Consider the following 22,547-nt stretch of genomic DNA (forward strand, 5'->3'; position numbering starts at 1 on the left):
CTATCATTTAGATTTTTAATTGGCGCTCCTGTTGCATCTGATTTAATCGTGCATCAATTCTGGCAGACATCGCATTATTATTTTTTGCCAGTCGCTGTGCATGCAACATCGACTTAATTGCCGCTTCTTCTTCTCCACTCCAGTATTCCACCTCAGCACGATAACGTAATACATTCACAGCTTTTAAGGCTGAAGCCGGCTCAAGTGCAGCTGCTTGTTGCATTAAACGCCATCCATATACATCTCTTGGATTATTATTAGTAAAGCGCTGTACCAGTTTAATTACTTGTATTGGCTGCTGTTGCCGGATTAGTACTTCAGCCAGTTTATAAGCTAATGACCGATTTTCTGGCATAATGCGCTGTAACGGGCTAATTGTATTTAAAGCCAGATCTATCTTGTTTTGTCCAAGATAAATATCAGTCTGTATAAGAGAAATCAGCGGATGTGGACGGTTTGCCATTTTTGCCTGATTTAATGCTGTTTGTGCCTGACCATAATCGCCCTGCTGTTCATAAAATGTAGCTAACGCCAACTGGCCTGCAAAGCTGCCCTGTTTTGCCAAAATAGACAGCTGATTTTCAGTTGCCTGATTAGCGACCACCGCAGTATAAAGCTTAACAATTTCAAAATCAGGGTCAGATAAACTACTTTTTACTTTAGGCAACTGGTTAGCACGTAGTCTTGCTTCGCTCATGCGCTGTGAGGTTAAGGGATGAGTGAGCCAAAAATCTGGCATAAAACTGACACGGCTAGTAGAACGGTTCATCAGCTCAAAAAAATCTGCCATGCCTTGTGGATTGTAGCCAGCCGAGTACATATATTGCATGCCTATACGGTCTGCTTCACGTTCCTGGTTGCGGCTGTAGGTTAGCTGTTTATCCATTAAGGCAGCCTGAGTACCGAGCATAACTGCTGTACCTGCTTCTCCATCAGCCTGTGAAGCAATGGCTGCTCCCACCAAAACACCAGCCAGTGCAAGCAGACCCTGACCTTTAAATGCCTCTTTAGAACGGCTGTAATGTCGCTGGGTAACATGCGCAATCTCATGTGCCATCACCCCTGCCACCTCATCAATATTACGGGCAGAAGTTACCATCCCCGTATTAATTGCAAACAGCCCGCCCGGCACAGCGAAAGCATTAATTTGGGAATCTTTAATTAGTACCAGTCCAATTGGCTGCCCTGCTTGAGTCTGGCTTAAGATACGGGTAAAAATAGAATATAACTGGTCTTCAAGCCAAGGGTTTTGCATGACCGGCATTTGTTTATGAACTTCACGATAAACTTTTTCACCAATGAAGCGTTCTTGCTGCTGATCAATTAACCCTACTCCTCCACCAATATCAGGTACTTCTACCTGACCAAATGAAGAAGGAGCATCAAAAGTAAGTGCTGGACTGAAAGTGGTCAGACTGCTCAGTCCTGCTGCAAGCAAAAACTTTTTCAATCTTGATTCCATAGCTGAATTCATCTTTAGCTAATATAACACTCAACATTGAAGAAAAATGCAGTGAAGTGTTATGAAGCTTTAGTTAAAGTCAGGGTTAACCAGATAGCGTGGAATTTGGCCTTCCAGAGCCTGTACCAAGTTCTGATAAGCCAGCTCGGCCATTTTTTTACGGGTTTCTCCTGTTGCAGAACCCACATGAGGCAGAGTGACAACATTCGACAGTTTAAAAAGTTCAGATTCCTGTAAAGGTTCTTTGCTATAAACATCCAGACCTGCAGCAAAAATCTTGTTCTGTTTTAGAGTATTGATCAGTGCTACTTCATCTATAACTGAACCACGTGCAATATTGACGAATACAGCATGGGATTGCATCTGATCAAATTCTGCCTGGCCAATGAGAGCTTTAGATTCATGATTTAAGTCGACTGCCATGACTATAAAATCAGAGTGCTGAAGCAGTTCACTCATTGAACAATATTTTGCTGCAAGAGGCTGGGCAAGTTCAGGTTTCTCACGGCGGTTATGATATAGAATATCCATATTAAAACCATAATGTCCACGACGTGCGACTGCCGCACCAATATTCCCCAAACCAATAATACCTAAAGTTTTGCCAAAAATATCTTGACCAAACTGTTCAGTACCCGCCGTACGTTTCCACTGACCCTGCTTGGTCCATTGGTCCAGATAAGGCACTCTGCGTGCTGCACTCATCAATAAACTAAAAGCCAAATCAGCAGTAGTCTCTGTTAAGACATGCGGAGTATTTGAAAGCCAGATTTTTTTCTGGTTTAGATAATCCACATCATAATTATCATAACCAACACTTACAGTTGAAATAACCTTAAGCTGCTGTGCACTCGCCAGGTTAGATTTATTCAGCACTCGTCCCGAACCAATCATGCCATCAGCATTTGTTACTGCCTGACGGATTTGCTCATTAATATCACCTGATTTAGGATTTAATACCTGAACTTCATATTGCTGTTGCAAACGCTCAAGAATGGCCTGATCAATCTGGCTAAATACGACTACGCGCTTTTTATCCATTTTTGTATTCCTATTTCTCTGCTATTCCATCTTTTTATACATAAATTGCCACAGGCGTTTCTTCAGTAACGGTTTATCCAGCATTTCCTGCAAACTGGCTAAACGGATAACTTTTGAATGATTCAGATATGGAATATCACCTAGGCTTAACACTGATTTTTCATAGGCAATAGCATCAATAAAACCTTGTACATAGCAACCTACACCACGATTATCCTGAAAATTGGGCAATGGGAAAGGCCATTCCAACAAACTATACTGTCCTGACAAGCTACGCTGAATATTTAACCATAGCTGTTGCTGCGGCTCAGTTAGACGGGTAGCATTTATTAAAATTGTACAGTGCGCCAAACTATAAGCCTGCACACTAAAAGCTTCAACTTCTACTATAGGATTGATAGCCTCTACAGCATTTGCATCCTTGGAAGTTGCTGCTGGCAGATGCTCTTTTTCAGCTTGGGGTGGTAGTGTATCAATAGCTACCTGCTCAACAATATCCGTAATTTTTTTTTGCAGGTTTTCTGTAGCAGAATCAGGCTTAACATTTTTTACATGATCATGAAAACTTAACGGCTCAACCCGTGCTGTCTGATCACGCCAGATTGACATATTGCCAAGGCGTGCTGATACAGTACCTCGAGGAATCCAGACATCAATTCCTAAAGTTGCCAGTATTTTCCGCTCATGCCCAATCATGTTACTACCCTAATTTTCCTGAAAGCTATTCTAACGGGCTTTTATATGCTTTGCTGTAGTTTCTGGCCGGTTCAGATATTTTATTCATTCATCATGGTGCATATTCTGATTTAATAAAATCGTCACCAGTTTCAAATAATCATGACACTATTCTTCTTTTGCATCTGGTCAATAATTTCTCTGGTTTCAAAACCCAATCGCCAGTAGAGCAACTCTAGTACATCGAGCTCATCTTGGGTAATAATCCGGTCATGCCACAGGCAAAGCTCGGCAATTCCCAGCATACTTAACCGGTCACGCAGTAATAGCCCCGCAATATCATTTAAAATCTCTGCCAAATCGAGCGGCTCATCAGAAATTTCTTCATATAAAGACAGCTCATCCAGAGTAAGAACCTGCTGTAAAATTCTATATCGCACATCTAGCTGGTTTGGACTATTAATCTGCTGTACATGCAATAGTGCGTCGACCAGCCGTACAATCTGCGGTTTAGCGTCTTCTAAAGATACAGGCATGTGCAAAGGCATCAGATTTAGCTCATATTTAACTTTTTCGAGCAATAAAGCATCGAGTAGTCCAATTTCGCCATCTTCTTGAATAATTTTTGCCAGTCGGGTTAGAAATTGACGGGCAATAGATGCGGGCATATGACCAATATTTTTACAGGCCTCTAAAAAAATCTGGATATGTACACGACCGTCCAGATTCAGCAATGCATCCACAATTGCACGGCTAACTTCAGCTTCTTTAGGAATAAATTCCCGATATTGACGAATCATCAAGATCGCAACCATAACTTCTCTTGACCCAGTAGCAGTCAACATAGCACGCTGGATCAGCTCGGGGCGCTTCATGCCACGACGTATTTCAGGCTTGAGAGGTTTGATTGCATCATTAATAGCAAAGCTGATAGGAGACAAACGTAATAAAGGTAGCGGTTGTGGAGAAGTCCAAGGATTGTAGACTTCTCCATTAATTTCTTCTAGAGAACGAAACAGGCTAAAAAATGGTTGGCTACGCAGCTTTTTCAGGTTTTCAAGCTGCAAGTCTTGTAGTAAGGCAGGATTTAGTTCATAAATTCTTTCTTCAATATTGGGATGAATATTCATCCAGCTCTGCGGACTCAATGAGTTGGCAAAACACATATGGGCAATTGATTCTGAATATTCACTATGAATCTGTGAACCTGCATGATGCACATAAATTCGGAGTAAAGTCTGAATATTGGCATCGTTTTGAATGAGACGCTTGGTTTTAAAATCATTCCGGAAGGTACGTCCACCTAAAGTCAGATATTTGATCAGACGAGTCACCAACACGCCCAAACTGCCAACCAGCCAGATAATACCTCCTATTGCGACAAACGTTGTTTCAAATTGGTGACGTTTATTGATAGTAGTTTTTCGAAACCCCAATTTGGCAATTTTACTCCCCCATTGGCTAAAAGTAGTCAGGCTACTATAAACGATCTTAAGCCGGGTATTTTCAGCTGTTTCGCCAGAAAGTATCTGGTTAAACTCATGACTGAGTAACCCATAAAGTTCTAGCTCATCGAGGTTTTGCAATGCTCCCCATGTCAACACAATTACAATATCTTGGGGATGGAAGCCAGCGGTTAAAGCATTTACACCGATCTCATCCGGCAGCACATATAAAGTTGGAGGATTGATCATGAACTTTTGTGCCAAATGTTCATTTAAATGAATGGCTACACTTTCCTCAGGTGTGCTTTCAATCAGATTAAGACGCCGAGCTTTTAGCTGTTTAGCAAGCGTATGCCCCCCAGAACGAAATACATAGCGTTCATAGGCAACCGAACCACCCATTACCAGTAATAACAATAAGATCAGATAAGGGCTGAATACATGCCACATGACAGCTTGTTCAGGATCAAAAAAATGAACTATTAGACCCAACAGGCTATTGAGAATAAATATACTTAAGATGATCGCAAGCAGACAAATGCTCATGGACCACATCATATTTTTATTAGTAATTAAATAATGGCTGACGTCTTTCAATGTAAAATTTCCTAATTACATTGTTTTGCCTATCTTAAAGTAAAAAAGCGGGCAAGACCCGCTTTTTAACGTGTTTGCGCTTACTCTTCCCTGATTCCGGTCAAATCAACAGAAGCGGCATCAATATTGACATCGATATACGGGTCTTTACCCTTTTTGGCCATATCGTTTCTCAATTTTTCCAGATCTTCCAGATAAATTTCATCAATATTGCCTGTCACATATATACCATCAAATACAGAGCAATCAAACTCGGTCAGATGAGGAACTTTCTTAGTACGAACCGCATCTTTCAAGTCTTCCAGATCCTGGAAAATCAAACGGTCAGCACCAATAATTTCACGCACTTCCTCAACACTCCGGCCTGACGCAATCAGTTCAAATTTGGCTGGCATGTCAATCCCGTAAACATTCGGATACATAACTTCTGGTGCAGCCGAAGCAAAAAAGACCTGTTTGGCTCCAGAATCACGTGCCATCTGAATGATTTCGTTACAGGTAGTACCGCGAACAATTGAGTCATCTACCAGCAAGACATTTTTGCCTTTGAATTCCAACTCAACCGGGTTTAATTTTTGGCGTACAGATTTCTTACGCTGCTGCTGCCCCGGCATGATGAAGGTTCGTCCGATATAGCGGTTCTTCATAAAACCTTCGCGGAATTTCACCCCGAGAATATTAGCTAACTCCAATGCAGATGTACGGCTGGTATCTGGAATAGGAATCACCACGTCAATATCATGATTTTCGCCCCATTCACGCAAAATTTTTGCTGCAAGTGTTTCTCCCATGCGTAAACGGGATTTATACACCGAAATACCATCAATAATGGCATCAGGACGTGCGAAATAAACATATTCAAAGATACATGGACGATAAGAAGGGTTCTTGGCACATTGCTGGGTAAATAGCTGACCTTGTGAATCAATAAAGATGGCCTCGCCTGGTGCTACATCACGCTCGATTTTAAAACCCAGCGCAGTAATTGCCACAGATTCTGAAGCAATAATATATTCAGTACCTTCTTCTGTTTCACGTGATCCATAAATTAAAGGGCGAATCCCGTTAGGATCGCGAAACCCGACTACACCATGTCCCGTAATCATGGCTACTACACCGTAAGCTCCCTTACAGCGGTCATGCACACGGCTTACAGCATGGAAAATATCTTCTGCACATGGCTCTAACTTGCCACTCTTCTGTAACTCATGGGCAAATACATTAAGCAGTACTTCTGAATCCGAATCAGTGTTCATATGACGCAAGTCAGTTTTGAACAGGTCTTCATGAATGTCTTTTGCATTTACCAGATTACCGTTATGTGCCAAGGTAATCCCATAAGGTGAATTTACATAGAAGGGCTGGGCTTCGGCACTACTTGATGAACCTGCGGTAGGATAACGTACATGTCCGATGCCGTAATTACCCAGCAAGGCGCGCATATGACGCGTATGGAATACATCGCGTACCATACCATTATCTTTTCTCAAGAAAAGACGTCCTTCATGGCAGGTTACAATCCCAGCTGCATCTTGTCCACGATGTTGCAACATCGTCAAAGCATCAAACAACATTTGGTTAACTGGCGCTTTACCGGCTATACCAACTACTCCACACATAACAACCTCGCAGACAGGCTAGGATTAATAAAAAGGATTATTTGTTGAATGGTTTGAACGCTCACTGGCAGGTGTATCATTGGACTCACGCCGAGAAGGAGAAGATGCAGGCTGTTGTTCAGACTTCATTTCATCTAATGCATGATTCGCCACATTTTTAGAGATTTCAGTTGCCATAGGCGCATAAGGTAATAAAGCTTGTATCAGTCTGGACTGCTTCCAGTGAGGAGAACTTTCCACCCAAGGGCCCAAGCCTTGCATAGTAATCAAGACTACCAGCAGGCCTTTAAGCGAACCAAAAGCTCCACCAGCCAAACGGTTTAATGGACCTAATTTAAAAGTTTTCAGAATACCATTCAGAAATGCGGTGACAATCCAGGTCAGCACAACAATGATCAGGGCAATAAATGCAAAGGCTGCAATTTTCTGGACCACCGGATCATGACTGAGTACCACCATAGAAGGCGCGAGAATATTGGCATATTTTGCACCAATAATCAGTGCAAATACCCATCCTACCAAGTTCGCAAAGGCCTTTACAAATCCTTGTCGCAAACCGTTGAGCCCTCCAATGAGCAGGATAATCAGGATAACTATATCGATGGTATTCATAAATTAATTCATGGCATCAACACAGTCTTTGATCAAATTTGGTCCAGTATAGATAAGACCACTGTAAATCTGTACAAGCTGGGCACCATACTGTTGTTTTACAGCAGCCTGGTTTCCAGACACAATCCCACCCACACCCACCAGAGCGACCTGACCTTTTAGTCTTTTCGCAAATTCCTGCAAACACTGGTTACTTTTCTCAAATACTGGTGCACCAGACAATCCACCGCTCTCATCTGCACAGGCCAAACCCTCTACTCCTTCACGGGATAAAGTAGTGTTGGTCACAATCAGCCCATCAATTTTGAAGATAACCAGCTGGGAAGCAATAAATTCAATATCCTGCTGGCTCAGATCCGGCGCAACTTTTAAAACTAGAGGCACATAATGTTGATATTGCTCTGCGAGCTCAAGCTGTCGGTTTTTCAATGTTTTAAGCAACTCGGTCAAGGCATGACCACTTTGCAAATCGCGTAAATTTTTGGTATTTGGGGAAGAAATATTTACTGTCACATAAGAAGCATAATTATATACTTTTTCAAGACAGGTCAGATAGTCCGAAACTGCATTTTCTACAGGGGTATCAGCGTTTTTACCGATGTTAATTCCCAGAATGCCTTTATATTTAGCTGTTTTTACATTCTCAACCAGCCGGTCAACACCATCATTATTAAAACCCATACGGTTAATGATGGCCTTTGCCTCAGGAATCCTAAATAAACGTGGCTGAGGATTACCAGTTTGGGGACGTGGAGTAACTGTTCCGATTTCAATAAAACCGAAACCCAATGCAGCTAAAGCATCAATATAAGCGCCATTTTTATCCAAACCTGCTGCCAGACCGACCGGGTTGGGAAATTCGATTCCCATACAGGTCACAGGCTTATGGGCAACTGTCTGATGTCCAATTCCAAACTTATGGGCTGATTTTAGCAATGATAAGGTCAGTTCATGTGCACGCTCTGGTGCTAGCGAAAACAACAAGGGGCGGGCCAGAGAATAGAACATATCAGCAAAAATCTACCGCTTTACAAGTTGGCATATTATAGGCACAGGTTACATAAAAGGCTATGCCTAAACTATGTTTATTTTTACAGCTTATTGCACGTTCACAATGAGCCTGATTTGCTGGTTTTGATTTATAAGCTCCATTTTTTCAATACTTAAACCCATCTGTGCCATTTGGGTTAGAAAGTTGGCTAATACAGCATAATTATCATGCTGCACTGAAATCTGAAGCTGTTTCCCAGTGGCCTGGATACTGGCTGATAACCCCTGCTGTTGAGAAATACGCTGCACTTTCTCTGCCGGAGTTAGCTGCAATTCTCCCGCTGGTTTCATGGTTACTGCATTGGTCTGCATCCAGACCATAAGATCTTTGAGGTCATTTAAACGTTTTTGCTGGTCATCCGCAGCTTTATGCATGGTCCAGAGTGACCATCCAACGGCTGTGACCAGCACAAAGACTGTGGTAAAAATTACCATGATTCTTTCGCGCAGAGAAAGTCCGTCCAGATAGTCTTCTATACGTTCAGCCAGGTTTTTCCATGAATGGCCTATTTTCTCAAATGTTTTCATTATTGTACTTTCACCAAACCGATTACCCCCGCCCCTTGGGTTTGTACATTACCAAGTTCAGCTTTAAAACCTTGCTGGTTTAACTGCTGGGTAAGTGCCTGCAACTGTTCAGATGAACTGGCTTTCAAATCAAGACTTAATATTGATGACTCATATCCTACCCGCTCTGCCAAAATCTGCTGCTGGGCCAAGATTGGGCCAACCCGGCTCAAAATTTGCAGTGCCTCAGTATTTGCACTACGGCTCATACGCAATTGGCTTTCAAACTGACTTTGTATATTTTCTTCAGTAATACGGCTATTGGGTCCAAACCAGTCTTGATACTGGTCAATTGCCTGTATCGCAGTCTGATCAGCCAGTTTTTTTAATTTTGACCAGCGTAATACATCATAACTCAACTGTACTATAAGAATGGCACAAAATACTGCTGCACAAGCTTTCCAATAACCAGAAAACTGTTCACTTTTTTGTGCTTTAGGCAAAATATTGAAGGGATGCTGTTTAGGCTTTTTAATAGGCTCGAACTGATAACTAAAGTACTGTCTCTGCTCTTGAGTAGTTACTGCATCTAGTACTATTTGCTGATCTGGACTCAGCCCGCTACAACGGAAACGGGTCTCCGGATGAATAAATTCCAGATAAACTCCAAGCTCATCTATTGAATTGCCACTAAACTCATTTTCACGTGCAAGTAACCGCTGATGAATATTTGCAAGTATAGTTTCACCGGGATCAGGCTGGGGTAAAACCAGGAAATCTGGCAAAAGTGCAGCAACTTTTAAAGGAAGTAAATTCAGTGAATGCAGTAATGTTTCTACTGAATTCTGTGCGATTCCCATGACTGTTAATCGTTCTTCAGCAGCCTGAAAATAATGCAGTACTTTTAGCTGATCAATCGGCTGTATTACGTACTCTTCCAGCAGATAGCGTACCCCTTCTGTACCAAGCTGCTTATATTGAGATTTACTCATCTGCTGCTGAAGCAGTTGTAGCCCGCGACTTGGGAAAAAAACAACTGTTTCTTCACCTTGATATATTTTAATTTCCTGAATCAGCTGTTCAAGACTCGAGCTCTCACTCCAAGCATTCCCATTTGACCATTGCCAAACTCCATTGGCTTCTGGCATCCATAAATACAACATTAAGTCTGATCTACCATTTTTCTAATTTATTTTAATGTACTGGAATAAAGTTCTGCTGCTGGACTGCCAGGCCATTTGCAATTACGGGAAGTTCATAAATTCGCGCTTCAGCCAGTGCAAAAGGATGGAATGGCTCATGAACAAGCTGCTCGGCAATATGTGCAATAACATTCATATGACACACGACAGTAATCGACTGGTAAGACAGTTGTGCTAGCCAGTCAATCGCATCTTTTGCCTGATCATCTGGTTTAATTTTATCACAGACCAGTACCGGAACATCAGGGAAATTCTTTTGAATATGGACCAAGGTTTCTTGTGCCCGTAATAACGGACTGACAACAAAAACCTCTGGCTGTATCAGATCTTTCAAATATTTTCCAGTTTCCTCAGCTTGTGTATGACCCCGCTCAGTCAAAGGTCGCTTGCTGTCAGTTACTTGCGGCGGATGGGCTGCCTCACCATGTCGAATCAGAACCAATTGCATATATTATCCCCATTACTTCAGACTTATCATAACGTTTTTTCATGACATTTATGATACGTCTTGATGATTAGACCTGATTATGTGGCAATACAAATTCTACATCACTGCGATGACCATTTTTCATCAAAGATAAGGCTATTGTTAGTGGCGGCGCATTTTCAAAAATAACTTCATACAAAGCATTAGTGATTGGCATATATACCTCAAGCTCTTGTGCTCGTGTACGTACCTGAACGATAGTATTGATCCCCTCCGCAGTTTGTCCTAATTCCTGCGTAGCCTGTTCTAAAGTTTTACCTTTACCCAGAGCAAAACCCACCTGATAGTTACGGCTGAGTGGACTGTTACAAGTAGCAAATAGGTCACCAACGCCAGACAAACCTAAAAATGTTAAAGGATTAGCACCCAGCTTGACAGCAAAACGGCTCATTTCAGCCAAGGCGCGTGTAATAATCATACTTTTGGTGTTTTCACCTACATTATAGGCCGCCGCCATTCCCATCGCGACTGCATAAATATTTTTTAAAGCACCGCCAAGTTCTACTCCATGTACGTCATCACTACCAAATACACGAAATAAAGCGCTATGCAAAGCCTGTTGCACCGCATAACGTACCAATTCCGAATGGCTGGCGATTACTGTACCCGCCGGCATACCTGCCATAATTTCTTTTGCCAGGTTCGGGCCCGAAAGCACTCCATAAGGAACTTCTGGCAACTCATCACGAATAATGTCACTCATAAAGCTAAAGGTTTTAGCTTCAATTCCTTTCGTAAGCGAAACCACTGCCTGCGCACTGATAAAAGGTTTAATTTTTTGTATAACATCCCGAAAAGAATGGCTTGGAATGGCTACCAGAATAATATCACGGTCGCGTACTGCCTCTTCAAGATCAGATACTGCTTGCAATTCTTTCTCTAAAGGATAATCTGGCAAGTAGCGCTGGTTGATATGTGTCCGGTTAATTTCCCGGGCAATCTCTTCATCGCGAATCCAGATCTTGGTATCACAACCATTGCGTACAGAAATATTGGCCATAGCTGTACCAAAACTTCCACCACCCAGTACAGTGATTCTTAATGCAGTTTTACGGTCAATTTCAACAGGTTCAACCAGATCGCTAAACTTCAACTCTGACATTATTTTTATCCTTCATGTTCCATACTATGGAAACAAAATCATTCAGACCAGTAACTTACAAAATTCTGTGTATCTATCTCTGTACGCGGTGCAATTGCTTTAGCTGCTGTACCAATATAGATAATGCCTGAAATTAAATCATGTTCACGCAAATTCAAAGCTTTTTTTAGCAAGCTGGACTCTACCACAGCACCTGAACGCCACATTGTTGAAAACCCTTGCGCTTGCAGGGAAAGCAAAAAGTTCTGGATAGCCGCACCTGAACTTAATGTTTGTTCAAAATAAGGAACTTTTGGGTGATCTTGAAAACGGGTTAACGCCAAGACCAGTAACGGAGCACGCAAAGGATGATTCTTTACCCGTTCAATCTGTGCTGCTTCCATTGTACCCATATCAGCCACTGCCTGTGATAATAGTTCCCCAAATGTTTCGCGCTGCTCAGGTGCAATAACCACAAAATGAGTCGGTTTTAAGCGGTGATGGTCTGGTGCTGTTAATGCTGCCTGAAAGGCGAGTTCAAGCTGTTCTGCATTTGGAGCAGGTTCAACCAGATGTCCAATTGATTGCCGCTGATGAATATTTTGATGAATCAGCTCTACAGTATTGTCTGCCATTAATTTTTAAATATAAGATTCAAGATCAAACTAGATTAGCACAATCTTTTCATTTTATTGAGTTACAGACAATCTGCCAGTAGCGCTTTTAACAGCTTTCACAAATAATATCTATAAAACTTCAATTTCCATACAACCCGTTCAATACGATTCAGAGTAAATATGCTCAAATAGTTTCAATCTTTTAATAATAGTTTTAGGGTGTATGATGAAAAAAATTCTAAGTTTGGGTTCCCTATTCGCTGTTTCGCTCATGCTGACCGCCTGTGCTACCACCCCAAAAAACAGTCTGGCAATTCAGAAGGAAAATAATCAGTATGAAGTGACTGGAATTGGTAAAACCAATATTATTTCTAAAAATAATGCTATTAGTGCAGCTAACAGCACTTGTGGCAGTAAAGCAACTGCTGTAGTTGTAGATGAGAAAACCAGTTATAACGGTGTACTCAAAGGTGTGGTAGATGAGCAGACTGGCCAAATGGTACAAGCTGCTGCTGGTGTGCTCGGTGCGATTACTGGTAACCGTACAGATATCTCCCGCGACGACGATTATCAGACTGTATTAACGTTTTACTGTCGCACTAATTCATAAATAAGCTTCATAAAAAATCCCGGCATATTGACCGGGATAATTCATCTAAACACTTTAATTAACAATAACCATCTAAACGAGTAAGTGGCAGTTTCTGTCCAATTGCTTTTTCAATGGCTGGCAGATAAAACGCATCGTCTTCTGATAAGAAGCTGATACTGACACCCTGTGCACCAGCACGACCAGTACGACCAATACGATGAACATAATCATCTGACTGTTCAGGTAAAGTAAAATTAATAACATGTGAAACATTATCAACATGAATACCGCGTCCGGCCACATCAGTAGCAATCATGATGTTATGCTTGCCATTTTTGAACTGATCCAGCATTTTCAGCCGTTTATCCTGAGCAATTTCACCTGAAAGCATAACGACTTTGTAACCATCCTTTTTCAAATGATCATAGAGACGGCGCACCTGATCACGACGATTTGCAAAGATCATAACCTTTTCAATTGGTTCATCACGTAAAATTTCTTGTAGCAGTTTATATTTGTCCCGGTTCGCTACCATATACACACGTTGTTCAACGTCGGCATTGGTTTTCTTTTCAGGTTCAATTTCTACTGTAACAGGCTCGAATAACCATTGCTGAGCCAAGTTCAGTACATCATAACTGAACGTAGCCGAGAACATTAGAGTCTGACGTTGTTCTTTACGAGGTGAAAACCGTACAATCCTTTTCACTGAAGGAATGAATCCCATATCCAGCAAACGGTCAGCTTCATCAATCACTAAAAATTCGATCTGGTCCAGCCAAACCTCTTTTTGTTCTACAAAATCTATCAAACGTCCTGGTGTTGCCACAATAATGTCGACAAAATTCTGATCAAGCTGTTTTTTCTGCTTATCAAAATCTACACCACCCAGTAATGTAACCAGATGCAGATCTGTGAATTTGGTTAACTCTTTAGCATCACTTTCAATTTGCAGAGCCAGTTCACGTGTAGGAGCCAGGATTAGAGCTCTTGCCTCACCACGATAACGCTGTTCTTTAATCGGATTATTAAGCAGATCATTGATTACACTGATCAGGAAGGCTGCGGTTTTACCCGTACCAGTTTGCGCACGACCAATTGCATCGTGTCCAGCCAAGGTATAATTTAACACCTTCTGCTGGATAGGAGTCATTTCCTTGAACCCTAAAGCATCAATCGCTTTTTTCAGTTTCGGATGTAAATTCAAGGTTTCAAAACCAGATGCCATATACGTGCTCTAACTATTAATCACCCAAATTGGCGTTCATTATAAACAAAAACGCCCCAATACGAAAATTGGAGCGCCTCTCATCAATCAAAATTGATGAATTAGTCTAAAGGCTGCACTTCTTCAGCCTGAAAACCTTTTTGACCTTTTACTACGCTGAATTCAACGCGTTGACCGTCACGTAGTGAGCGATGGCCTTCACCCATAATCGCACGGAAATGAACAAATACGTCATCACCACCGTTACGCTGAATAAAACCAAAACCTTTAGTGTCGTTAAACCACTTTACTACGCCTTGTTCACGAGCTGTCATAAGTCAATCCTCAGTTGCTTCAATTAAAGGACCTTCCGGTGTTGCAAACAGCAGAGCAAACAAGATTTAAAAATAGTTATTATTTCTAAGCTTGTAATCATTCTGTAAAACTATTAACAAATTCCCGGTTACATCCATAAATATTTAAGTTTCACCACAATTTAGGTAGTGGTAATCCCTAAGTACGCAACGAGCTTAGCATGGGTTTATGACAATTAATAGTTTTTTTAATGAATTCTTCTTTACGTTCGTTTATGTTTTTGTATGATAATTGAACTGAATTCTATTTTTAAATATTTTACTATTGATTCCTAATGCAAATTCAGTCAACTGATTTTATTTGCTAAAATGCCTTTCATAAAAGCTAATTTTTCCTGAGTTCACATTATGAACGAAACTCTTGGGGCAACACCTGTAGAAATCGATGCATTGGGTCAGCCCTGCCCAATGCCACTACTAATGTTAAAACGGGCCTTAAAGCAAACCAAGGCGCCATTTATGTTTATTTTAAAAGCTTCCGATCCAAATAGCGAGATAGATATTGTACGTTACTGCCAGCTTCATCAGATTAAATGTACCCTGACTCAGAATCATGCTCAAGAATACCACTATTTAATTGAATCTTAATTATTTTCCTTTAAGATAAAACAGTGTTAAAGGTATAAAACTTTACATTTTTCTACCCAATATTCCTTAATTATGGAAATCTTTCCGATTAAGATAAATGCATTGGTACGATTATCGTCCTATAAGGAGAACTCATGAGTGACAGCAGCAATCAATTGATGCCCCTGTCATTATCTGCGCCAGGGGTCAATCTCGGTGCATATATTAGCACCGTTAACCAGATCCCCATTTTAACAGCCGAGCAGGAAAAAGAACTTGCTGAACGTTATTATTATGATCAGGATCTAGATGCAGCGAAAATGCTGGTCATGTCGCACCTGCGTTTCGTTGTTCACATTGCACGCAGTTATGCAGGTTACGGCTTGCCTCAGGGTGACCTGATTCAAGAAGGTAATCTGGGACTAATGAAAGCAGTCAAACGCTTTGATCCAAGCATGGGTGTACGCTTGGTGTCTTTTGCAGTTCACTGGATTAAAGCCGAAATACATGAATACGTTATTCGTAACTGGCGTATTGTAAAAATTGCCACTACTAAAGCACAGCGTAAATTATTTTTTAATCTGCGTAGCTTAAAAAAGTCCAGTAAAAAGTTAACGCTCGAAGAAGCGCGCTCAATCGCGAATGATTTAAATGTAACACCAGAGCAGGTTCTGGAAATGGAAGGCCGTCTTACTGCCTATGATGCTGCTTTTGAGGCACAAGGTGATGACGATGATGATTCATCTAGTCATGTGGCGCCGGTACTTTATCTGGAAGACAGCCGCTATGATCCTGCCCGTCTGGTAGAAGACGAGGACTGGGAAGAACAGAGCAACTCGGCATTACATAGTGCTATGGATCAGTTAGATGACCGTTCACGGAATATCCTGCAACGCCGCTGGCTCGATGATGACAAGTCAACCCTACATGAACTGGCAGCAGAATATAATGTTTCAGCAGAACGTATTCGTCAGTTAGAAAAGAATGCGATGGAGAAAATCAAGGTTGCTATGTCTGCAACCTGATTATTTTCTCAAAATCCAAGGGCATTTATTGCCCTTTCTTATTTTTTAGTTTCTCATTTTTGTTATTTATTGGCCTTATTCTCTATATAAATCTATGTTAATGTTCATCTAGTTTTTCAGGTGGTTATGGCTTATGTGGATTGCAATCTCCGCACTCAACCTTGCCTTGGCGGTCATGGTAGGTGCTTTTGGTGCACACGGTTTAAAGACTCGTGCCAGTGAAGCTCAACTGGCTTGGTGGCACACAGCAACAGAATACTTTTTCTATCATGCTTTAGGCTTATTGATTTTAGGTGTGATAAGTAAGACTTTGCCTCAACTCCCAATTAAAGGCAGTTTCCTGCTCATTCAGTTTGGTATTTTTCTGTTTTGTGGCTCGCTATATATTATGGCTCTAGGGCTTCCACGTGGTCTTGGCGCGATTACACCTATTGGGGGGGCGCTGATGATTGGTGGTTGGTTATTACTGGCCTGGAATGCATTTAAATATTTAAGATAAGAATGGAAATAATGGTATGCAGATCTATTTAAATGGCGAACTTATGCATACGCCCTGCCAGAACCTTTTAGAATTGGTCCAGTCACTTGCACTAGAGGGTAAGCGTTTTGCAGTAGAAATGAATGAAATGATCATTCCAAAAAGCAAACTGGAACATACCCCTATTTCGGATCAAGATCGTATTGAAATTATTCACGCTGTCGGTGGCGGCTAATCTGGAGCTCTTCCATGCAAGACACCCCTTTAATTATCGGTTCTCGTCAATTCAGCTCACGTTTGCTGGTTGGCACCGGAAAATATAAAGACTTAAATGAAACTGATTTGGCTATTCAGGCAAGTGGTGCTGAAATAGTAACTGTTGCCATCCGACGCGTGAATATTGGACAGCATCCAGATCAGCCTAACCTGCTCTCTGTTATTCCTCCAGAAAAATATACGATCTTACCGAATACAGCAGGCTGCTTTGATGCTGATAGTGCCATTCGTACCTGTATGCTGGCACGTGAATTACTTGATGGCCATAACCTGGTCAAGCTTGAAGTACTAGGTGATGAAAAAACATTATATCCGAATGTTACAGCTACACTAAAAGCTGCACGTACCCTGATTGACGATGGTTTCGAGATTATGGTTTATACCTCGGATGACCCAATCATAGCCCAAGAGCTCGAAAGTATGGGCTGTGTAGCGATTATGCCGCTTGGTAGCCTGATTGGCTCAGGTTTGGGCATTCTGAATCCTCATACTATTTCGATTATTAAAGAAAATGCCAAAGTCCCGGTACTGGTTGATGCAGGAGTAGGTACAGCAAGTGATGCTGCAATTGCTATGGAGCTTGGTTGTGATGGTGTACTCATGAACACTGCAATTGCTGCTGCACAGCTACCGGTGGTAATGGCTTCTGCTATGAAAAAAGCAGTTGAAGCTGGCCGTGAAGCATATCTGGCTGGCCGTATGCCACGTAAACGTATGGCAAATGCCAGCTCCCCGGAAACGGGCTACTTCTTTAAATAGTATTAATAAAAAAAGGACTCAATATGAGTCCTTTTTTAAAGCAACCAGCTTAAGGAATCAGGCCTTCATCACGCATTGCAATCTGAACAGATTGACGTTCTGCAATTTTGTTGCGTAAAGCCACAATATTCTTATATGGGCTCAGGTCATGTTCAATATGATTTGACCAGTTGGTGAGCACAAATAGATAAGCATCAGCCGGACCAAAATTATCATCAACCAGATAATCGCATTCCCAGTTTTCCAGATAATTGTCAATATACGTTAGTAGTCGGTCAACCTCAGCATAGGCCTTTTCTTTTTCATCATCACCCAGTTTACCTGTAAAAAATACAGCATAAGCGTCATGCAGTTCAGAATTCAGATATCCCAGCCATTCAAGTACTTTGGCACGTCCCATGCCTGATGGCGGAATTAGATCCTGTTTTGGGTCATGCTGGGCAAGAAAAGGAAGAATGGCTACATTTTCAGTTAAAATTAGACCCGGATTGATCTCAAGCGCAGGCACATAACCCTTTGGATTGATTTCGTAATAATCAGTACCTTTTTCTGTTTTATGAGTTTTTAAATTCACTCGCTCTAAATCAAAATCAACATTAATTTCATTTAAAATAATATGCGCTGCGAGTGAACATGCACCTGGAGAATAATAAAGCTTCATATATGATCCTTGTTATTTAACTCATAATGTTTTAAAACGCTTCATAAAGACTTTCAAGTCAACAAAGTTATAAATTGCAAAAAAGCGTAAATATTGAAATAAAATTTACTTTATACAATATTGAGAAGATTCAATAATTTTTCAAGTTTTAAAGTGCTATTTTTAGTACCTGCATGTTTTAAGCTTAAGTGAGTGCAAAAAATTTGACTTGCCCTTTTCAGTCTTTAAAATAGCATTTTCAGATTTTAGTACTGCCAAGATTATGTCAACCGATCAGTTAGAAACGCAAATTACCGAACTGGACAATTTGCCTGAACATCGTGAAATTGTGACATTTATGCGTCGCTCCTCACCGCTAAATACTTCACAGCGCACAGCTCTGGAACAGTATCGTAATTTGATTTTAGAGTATCCGGTAGGTGACTTACGTCAACACTTTGAATACCCTGAACGCCCGCTGACTGTAGAAATTGGTTTTGGTATGGGTCGTTCGCTAGTGCTTATGGCCAAAGCCAATCCTGAGCGTAATTTTATAGGGATTGAAGTACATGTGCCCGGTATAGCACAATGTGTCTATGAGGCAGGTATGGCAGGACTAAAAAATCTGCGTTTACTGGATGCCGATGCTATTCAGGTACTGCGTGAAATGCCAGATAACAGTATCAACTGCATTCAGCTGTATTTCCCAGATCCCTGGCAGAAAAAACGCCACTTCAAACGCCGTTTTGTAGCTCATGAACGTATGGAACTGGTTGAACAAAAGCTTGAACTCGGTGGTACCTTCCACTCGGCTACTGACTGGGAACCTTATGCAGAATGGATGCTTGAGGTTCTAGACAATCGTCCTAGACTGGAAAACCTTGCAGGAAAAGGTCATAGTTATCCACGTCCGGACTGGCGTCCACAAACCAAATTTGAGCGCCGTGGTATTGAAGCGGGCCACAAAATTAATGACTTTATTTTTAAAAAGATTCAGTGATTAAAAAACAAGCTGGTGAATTAAGATATTCGCCAGCTTAATGCTGTGCAATAAACCCCTCATAACATAAAAGCTGGGTAAATCTTTTGACTTGGCTAAAGCCAGCCTGTTGTAAAAACTGGAAAGTCTCCTGTTCAGACAAAGCGAAAAAGTCATCTTCTAAACGTTGAAGCATGGCTCCAGTCTGCTTTTCACTGAGACCATTATTTTCACATATATACTTTAAGCTGAGTTTTTCCTGCAGTGATACCATTTTTACCAGATCAAAAGTTATAAACATTCCGCCTGGTTTTAAGGTCTCATAGATCTGTTTTAAAAAGTTAGATTTCTCAGCATAACTAATAAAATGTGTGACTAATATAGATAAGACTGCATCAAAATTCTGATCAGTATCTAGCTGACTCATATCACCCAGAATAAAATTTACTCGATTATTGCCATCAAACTGTTGAACATATTGTTTGGCCTTATCAAGCATGGTGTCAGATATATCAATTGCAGTAAATTTCCATTCTGGAAATTGCTGAAGCAGATAACCCAGCTCATAGCCAGTACCGCAACCTATAATTAATAGGTGTACTTTGTTACCGGCAATGTAAGCTTTCAATAAAGCCTGAATTTGCTGATGTACCAATTCATAACCTGGGATCAGTTTACGGATGTGCTCATTATAAGTATTCACAACCTTGGAGCTATTAAAATCCTTTGCCATATTTCAATCCTGTTTTTTTACTGCTCCGAGTTTGAGCGAGTTCAATATTTTTATTTAATACATTGATGTGATTTTAAAATACTTTGACTCATCAATTGGTATATTTCCCTTAAATCTTCACGCTCAGCGTGATTAAGTAGCTGCATATGCATATTAAGGATATTCTGGTCTCCACGCACTGCAGGACCAGTTTGCATTAAATGTGGATCATGTTGCAGTGCCTTCTGGGCAGTTTCACTAATCAAAGGATAAAGCAGCGAAAAATCCACCTGTTGCTGGTCGACTATCTGTTTGGCCAGATCATAACAATAGTTAGTAAAATTACAGGCAAATACGGCAGCGAGATGCAGGCTTAAACGCTGGGCTGAAGAATAGTTATATATACTTTGACTTAGGCTATTTGCCAAATATTTAAGAATTTCTAGGTTTTTAGCTTCAGTTGCCTCAATAAATATTGGAGTAGCCTGCCAGTCGATCTCACGTTCAAAACTGAAAGTCTGCAACGGATATAGAACACCCGCATGAGAATAATGTTGCGATAGGATATTTAAAGCAGTACTTCCGGATGTATGTACGACGAGACTGCTTGATAAATACGGAGCTAACTGAACAATTGTTTCTGTAATTGCCTGATCACTTACTGCAATAATTATCAGGTCAATCTGTGAATTGATATCATGATACTGATCAATTGGTTCAGCATTGAATTGCTCTGCAAGTTGTCTGGCATGATCCAGATTACGGCTGAACACCTGAACAACTTGATGCTGTTTTGCAAGTCCCCGTGCCAGATGAGTCGCTACCTTGCCTGAACCGATAAAACTAATACGCATAGAAGACTGATAGTGAAAAATAATGCTCTAGCATGCCAATAAAAAAAGGGCGAATCAATCCGCCCTTTTTTTCAACAGTCATCCATTAAAACAAGTTATTGAGATAGACACTACGTTCAGCAGTTTTCTGATTAAAGCATTTGGTGTACTGCATATCCTGATTTTGCTGCTCCATAGCTTTATCCCAGTAATTTGACTGCTTTTGATAAACCTCGCGTTCTGCTTCAGGAATCTGATAAACACTTCTCTGCGAGATTACCTTACAATCTACATCACGTTTTTCAAACCAGTCAGACTGGTCTTGCTTTAACTGAGTACGCTGCTCCTCTGTCAGACTGTCCCAAATCTGGTTCAAACGTTCTACCTGCTTCTGTTTTTCAGCATCCAGTTCTTTTTTGCGGATATCCATTGCTTTTTGTGCAAGTTCAGTCTGGACAGTATTCTCATGAACAGATTCTTTGATAGAATTTTGAATTTCCTGATTTTCTTTGACATAAGCTGCATATTGCACTGCTTTTACCGTCACAAAAACCACACCATCGATGACTGCGTTCTGATTAGGAATATCCAGACTCAAGCCTTCTTTGTCAGTCTTGCTAATGTCATAAGAAAATGTACCGCGCAACTGGTTATTATTTAGGGATAAACCTGATTCACCTTCTTCCAGATAGTCAGCTATAGTCGTTCCGCCCTCACATTCTTCACAGTTTTCTAGGTATTTCTGATAGGCATTTTCTGCACGTTGCAATAAGCCTTTTGGAAAATGTACAACCAGCTGACTTTCACAGTTTAACTGATTCGCATTCTTAGGATCTTCGGTCACAGTACGCACATTTTTAACCTCAAATCTTAAGCTCTGGTTGATCTTAGCCAGAAGCTCCCGGTCTGCTTCATAATAGTCAGACTGCCTGAGGTTCTTTTCAACTTCTTTTAAATATTCACTTTTAAGGTATTTTTGAATCTGGTTCAGATTATCCTGATTGGTACAGCTCCAGTCTGCCATATCCTGAACAGCTGCCTGATCCTGTTTATCTTTATTTTTAAAGCCATCACATCCCCCTAATACAGCAATACATGAAAGCATTGATAGGGCTAATAATTTTTTCATCTTTAATCCAGAGTGTATTGTAATTTTATGGGGCGTATTTTAATCAAGTTTTGAGGTAACTGACCAGATTTCTCATGCTTATTTTTACCTACAGTTCAAACTAATAAAATAATATAAACCTTTTTTATATTTTATTATTAAAGCGCTTTATAAAACACCAAGAATAAATCTGCTTTAATCTATCAATCGTTATTTTAAATTTTTATCTTCATTAAAATATGAAAATTCAAATGATATAAAAAGGCCAGTTTAACTGACCTTTTTAAAAATATTTATTTTATCTAATATTAAAATCATGAAGCAGGTTTAACGCCTTGTTCATTTACTTCACGAACTACACCCGTATCCGTATTCAAAATTTCAAACTCAATCCGGCGATTCTGAAATTTGCCTTGACTGGTTGCATTATCAGTAACCGGCTGGTCCTGACCATATCCTAAAGCTTGCAGCTTACTTGGGCTTACTCCTCGGCTTACCAGATAATTCACCACAGCCTGGGCACGCTGTACAGACAGATTGTTATTAACAGCTTCACTGCCTTCAGCATCGGTGTGACCTTTTACAGTGACGACTACATTTGG

Annotated in this window: 26 protein-coding genes; 7 read left to right on the plus strand and 19 right to left on the minus strand. The window is 40.8% G+C overall.

Annotation, left to right across the window (positions count from 1 at the left end):
- Nucleotides 1–7 precede the first annotated feature (7 nt).
- From B3R63_RS02735 to B3R63_RS02790, 12 genes are all read right to left on the minus strand, one after another.
- Nucleotides 8–1,450, minus strand: coding sequence for a M48 family metalloprotease (locus tag B3R63_RS02735; RefSeq protein WP_286728233.1), 1,443 nt, complete (start codon nt 1,448–1,450; stop codon nt 8–10).
- 81 nt (nt 1,451–1,531) lie between these two features.
- Nucleotides 1,532–2,503, minus strand: a complete 972-nt coding sequence (locus B3R63_RS02740; protein ID WP_286728234.1) for a 2-hydroxyacid dehydrogenase — start codon at nt 2,501–2,503, stop codon at nt 1,532–1,534.
- 21 nt (nt 2,504–2,524) lie between these two features.
- Nucleotides 2,525–3,199 carry a hypothetical protein gene (locus B3R63_RS02745; RefSeq protein ID WP_005405619.1) on the minus strand — a complete coding sequence of 225 codons (675 nt, stop codon included), beginning with the start codon at nt 3,197–3,199 and terminating at the stop codon, nt 2,525–2,527.
- Nucleotides 3,200–3,330: 131 nt separating this feature from the next.
- Nucleotides 3,331–5,220, minus strand: a complete 1,890-nt coding sequence (locus B3R63_RS02750; protein ID WP_005025418.1) for a M48 family metalloprotease — start codon at nt 5,218–5,220, stop codon at nt 3,331–3,333.
- A gap of 80 nt (nt 5,221–5,300) precedes the next feature.
- Complete coding sequence (purF, locus tag B3R63_RS02755; protein WP_005014903.1) at nt 5,301–6,839, minus strand: amidophosphoribosyltransferase; 1,539 nt, start codon at nt 6,837–6,839, stop codon at nt 5,301–5,303.
- Nucleotides 6,840–6,863: 24 nt separating this feature from the next.
- The gene (locus tag B3R63_RS02760; protein ID WP_286728235.1) at nt 6,864–7,451 is read right to left on the minus strand and encodes a CvpA family protein; all 588 of its coding nucleotides are present in this window, start codon (nt 7,449–7,451) and stop codon (nt 6,864–6,866) included.
- A gap of 3 nt (nt 7,452–7,454) precedes the next feature.
- Nucleotides 7,455–8,459 (minus strand): quinone-dependent dihydroorotate dehydrogenase, encoded by a 1,005-nt coding sequence (locus B3R63_RS02765; protein WP_286728236.1) that lies wholly within the window; start codon nt 8,457–8,459, stop codon nt 7,455–7,457.
- Between the two features lie 90 nt (nt 8,460–8,549).
- On the minus strand, nt 8,550–9,029 hold the full coding sequence (gene gspM, locus B3R63_RS02770) for a type II secretion system protein GspM (RefSeq protein ID WP_286728237.1): 480 nt from the start codon (nt 9,027–9,029) through the stop codon (nt 8,550–8,552).
- On the minus strand, nt 9,029–10,171 hold the full coding sequence (gene gspL, locus B3R63_RS02775) for a type II secretion system protein GspL (RefSeq protein WP_248135990.1): 1,143 nt from the start codon (nt 10,169–10,171) through the stop codon (nt 9,029–9,031). The genes gspM and gspL overlap by 1 nt, the downstream gene beginning before the upstream one ends.
- A gap of 31 nt (nt 10,172–10,202) precedes the next feature.
- Nucleotides 10,203–10,658, minus strand: coding sequence for a SixA phosphatase family protein (locus tag B3R63_RS02780; protein WP_286728238.1), 456 nt, complete (start codon nt 10,656–10,658; stop codon nt 10,203–10,205).
- 67 nt (nt 10,659–10,725) lie between these two features.
- A complete protein-coding gene (locus B3R63_RS02785; RefSeq protein ID WP_005404217.1) occupies nt 10,726–11,799 on the minus strand; it encodes an NAD(P)H-dependent glycerol-3-phosphate dehydrogenase in 1,074 nt (357 codons plus the stop codon).
- Nucleotides 11,800–11,837: 38 nt separating this feature from the next.
- The gene (locus B3R63_RS02790) at nt 11,838–12,413 is read right to left on the minus strand and encodes a nitroreductase family protein (protein WP_248131090.1); all 576 of its coding nucleotides are present in this window, start codon (nt 12,411–12,413) and stop codon (nt 11,838–11,840) included.
- 208 nt (nt 12,414–12,621) lie between these two features.
- Here B3R63_RS02790 and B3R63_RS02795 point away from each other — a divergent pair, with 208 nt between their 5' ends.
- Nucleotides 12,622–13,005, plus strand: a complete 384-nt coding sequence (locus B3R63_RS02795; RefSeq protein ID WP_248131092.1) for a hypothetical protein — start codon at nt 12,622–12,624, stop codon at nt 13,003–13,005.
- Nucleotides 13,006–13,063: 58 nt separating this feature from the next.
- On the opposite strand, the gene rhlB is transcribed toward B3R63_RS02795, so the two are convergent.
- Complete coding sequence (gene rhlB, locus B3R63_RS02800; RefSeq protein ID WP_005014921.1) at nt 13,064–14,215, minus strand: ATP-dependent RNA helicase RhlB; 1,152 nt, start codon at nt 14,213–14,215, stop codon at nt 13,064–13,066.
- A 101-nt stretch (nt 14,216–14,316) separates the two neighbouring features.
- Nucleotides 14,317–14,529, minus strand: coding sequence for a cold-shock protein (locus B3R63_RS02805; protein ID WP_005014923.1), 213 nt, complete (start codon nt 14,527–14,529; stop codon nt 14,317–14,319).
- Between the two features lie 387 nt (nt 14,530–14,916).
- Between B3R63_RS02805 and B3R63_RS02810 the strand changes: the two genes are divergently transcribed.
- From B3R63_RS02810 to B3R63_RS02830, 5 genes are all read left to right on the plus strand, one after another.
- Nucleotides 14,917–15,156 carry a sulfurtransferase TusA family protein gene (locus B3R63_RS02810; RefSeq protein ID WP_017401271.1) on the plus strand — a complete coding sequence of 80 codons (240 nt, stop codon included), beginning with the start codon at nt 14,917–14,919 and terminating at the stop codon, nt 15,154–15,156.
- Between the two features lie 134 nt (nt 15,157–15,290).
- Nucleotides 15,291–16,160, plus strand: a complete 870-nt coding sequence (rpoH, locus tag B3R63_RS02815; protein ID WP_248122160.1) for an RNA polymerase sigma factor RpoH — start codon at nt 15,291–15,293, stop codon at nt 16,158–16,160.
- A 133-nt stretch (nt 16,161–16,293) separates the two neighbouring features.
- Nucleotides 16,294–16,659, plus strand: a complete 366-nt coding sequence (locus B3R63_RS02820) for a DUF423 domain-containing protein (protein ID WP_005014926.1) — start codon at nt 16,294–16,296, stop codon at nt 16,657–16,659.
- A gap of 16 nt (nt 16,660–16,675) precedes the next feature.
- Nucleotides 16,676–16,873: a sulfur carrier protein ThiS gene (gene thiS, locus B3R63_RS02825; RefSeq protein WP_005014927.1), complete on the plus strand. Its 198-nt coding sequence runs from the start codon at nt 16,676–16,678 to the stop codon at nt 16,871–16,873.
- A gap of 14 nt (nt 16,874–16,887) precedes the next feature.
- Nucleotides 16,888–17,673: a thiazole synthase gene (locus B3R63_RS02830; protein ID WP_286728239.1), complete on the plus strand. Its 786-nt coding sequence runs from the start codon at nt 16,888–16,890 to the stop codon at nt 17,671–17,673.
- Between the two features lie 49 nt (nt 17,674–17,722).
- On the opposite strand, the gene B3R63_RS02835 is transcribed toward B3R63_RS02830, so the two are convergent.
- Nucleotides 17,723–18,334, minus strand: a complete 612-nt coding sequence (locus tag B3R63_RS02835) for a glutathione binding-like protein (RefSeq protein ID WP_005014936.1) — start codon at nt 18,332–18,334, stop codon at nt 17,723–17,725.
- 262 nt (nt 18,335–18,596) lie between these two features.
- Between B3R63_RS02835 and trmB the strand changes: the two genes are divergently transcribed.
- Entirely contained in the window at nt 18,597–19,313 is a 717-nt protein-coding gene (gene trmB / locus B3R63_RS02840; protein ID WP_005014937.1) for a tRNA (guanosine(46)-N7)-methyltransferase TrmB, read from the plus strand.
- 37 nt (nt 19,314–19,350) lie between these two features.
- Here the strand turns inward: trmB and B3R63_RS02845 are convergent, their stop codons facing one another.
- The 4 genes from B3R63_RS02845 to B3R63_RS02860 all read right to left on the minus strand — a co-directional run.
- Complete coding sequence (locus B3R63_RS02845; RefSeq protein WP_286728240.1) at nt 19,351–20,025, minus strand: class I SAM-dependent methyltransferase; 675 nt, start codon at nt 20,023–20,025, stop codon at nt 19,351–19,353.
- A 50-nt stretch (nt 20,026–20,075) separates the two neighbouring features.
- Nucleotides 20,076–20,879 carry a Rossmann-like and DUF2520 domain-containing protein gene (locus B3R63_RS02850; RefSeq protein ID WP_286728327.1) on the minus strand — a complete coding sequence of 268 codons (804 nt, stop codon included), beginning with the start codon at nt 20,877–20,879 and terminating at the stop codon, nt 20,076–20,078.
- 64 nt (nt 20,880–20,943) lie between these two features.
- Complete coding sequence (locus B3R63_RS02855; protein WP_005014944.1) at nt 20,944–21,966, minus strand: lysozyme inhibitor LprI family protein; 1,023 nt, start codon at nt 21,964–21,966, stop codon at nt 20,944–20,946.
- Nucleotides 21,967–22,259: 293 nt separating this feature from the next.
- Nucleotides 22,260–22,547 (minus strand): OmpA family protein (locus B3R63_RS02860; RefSeq protein WP_286728241.1); only part of this gene is annotated, 288 nt, incomplete at its 5' end.

The sequence above is a fragment of the Acinetobacter sp. UBA1297 genome, from assembly GCF_002307755.1.
In the GTDB taxonomy this organism is placed as follows: Bacteria; Pseudomonadota; Gammaproteobacteria; order Pseudomonadales; family Moraxellaceae; genus Acinetobacter; species Acinetobacter radioresistens.

Excerpts from the sequence above, each read along its gene's own strand:
- B3R63_RS02740 (WP_286728234.1), bottom strand. The coding sequence starts at position 2,503 with ATGGATAAAAAGCGCGTAGTCGTATTTAGCCAGATTGATCAGGCCATT.
- B3R63_RS02745 (WP_005405619.1), bottom strand. The coding sequence starts at position 3,199 with ATGATTGGGCATGAGCGGAAAATACTGGCAACTTTAGGAATTGATGTC.
- purF (WP_005014903.1), bottom strand. The coding sequence starts at position 6,839 with ATGTGTGGAGTAGTTGGTATAGCCGGTAAAGCGCCAGTTAACCAAATG.
- B3R63_RS02760 (WP_286728235.1), bottom strand. The coding sequence starts at position 7,451 with ATGAATACCATCGATATAGTTATCCTGATTATCCTGCTCATTGGAGGG.
- B3R63_RS02765 (WP_286728236.1), bottom strand. The coding sequence starts at position 8,459 with ATGTTCTATTCTCTGGCCCGCCCCTTGTTGTTTTCGCTAGCACCAGAG.
- gspM (WP_286728237.1), bottom strand. The coding sequence starts at position 9,029 with ATGAAAACATTTGAGAAAATAGGCCATTCATGGAAAAACCTGGCTGAA.
- gspL (WP_248135990.1), bottom strand. The coding sequence starts at position 10,171 with ATGTTGTATTTATGGATGCCAGAAGCCAATGGAGTTTGGCAATGGTCA.
- B3R63_RS02780 (WP_286728238.1), bottom strand. The coding sequence starts at position 10,658 with ATGCAATTGGTTCTGATTCGACATGGTGAGGCAGCCCATCCGCCGCAA.
- B3R63_RS02785 (WP_005404217.1), bottom strand. The coding sequence starts at position 11,799 with ATGTCAGAGTTGAAGTTTAGCGATCTGGTTGAACCTGTTGAAATTGAC.
- B3R63_RS02790 (WP_248131090.1), bottom strand. The coding sequence starts at position 12,413 with ATGGCAGACAATACTGTAGAGCTGATTCATCAAAATATTCATCAGCGG.
- B3R63_RS02795 (WP_248131092.1), top strand. The coding sequence starts at position 12,622 with ATGAAAAAAATTCTAAGTTTGGGTTCCCTATTCGCTGTTTCGCTCATG.
- rhlB (WP_005014921.1), bottom strand. The coding sequence starts at position 14,215 with ATGGCATCTGGTTTTGAAACCTTGAATTTACATCCGAAACTGAAAAAA.
- B3R63_RS02805 (WP_005014923.1), bottom strand. The coding sequence starts at position 14,529 with ATGACAGCTCGTGAACAAGGCGTAGTAAAGTGGTTTAACGACACTAAA.
- B3R63_RS02810 (WP_017401271.1), top strand. The coding sequence starts at position 14,917 with ATGAACGAAACTCTTGGGGCAACACCTGTAGAAATCGATGCATTGGGT.
- rpoH (WP_248122160.1), top strand. The coding sequence starts at position 15,291 with ATGAGTGACAGCAGCAATCAATTGATGCCCCTGTCATTATCTGCGCCA.
- B3R63_RS02820 (WP_005014926.1), top strand. The coding sequence starts at position 16,294 with ATGTGGATTGCAATCTCCGCACTCAACCTTGCCTTGGCGGTCATGGTA.
- thiS (WP_005014927.1), top strand. The coding sequence starts at position 16,676 with ATGCAGATCTATTTAAATGGCGAACTTATGCATACGCCCTGCCAGAAC.
- B3R63_RS02830 (WP_286728239.1), top strand. The coding sequence starts at position 16,888 with ATGCAAGACACCCCTTTAATTATCGGTTCTCGTCAATTCAGCTCACGT.
- B3R63_RS02835 (WP_005014936.1), bottom strand. The coding sequence starts at position 18,334 with ATGAAGCTTTATTATTCTCCAGGTGCATGTTCACTCGCAGCGCATATT.
- trmB (WP_005014937.1), top strand. The coding sequence starts at position 18,597 with ATGTCAACCGATCAGTTAGAAACGCAAATTACCGAACTGGACAATTTG.
- B3R63_RS02845 (WP_286728240.1), bottom strand. The coding sequence starts at position 20,025 with ATGGCAAAGGATTTTAATAGCTCCAAGGTTGTGAATACTTATAATGAG.
- B3R63_RS02855 (WP_005014944.1), bottom strand. The coding sequence starts at position 21,966 with ATGAAAAAATTATTAGCCCTATCAATGCTTTCATGTATTGCTGTATTA.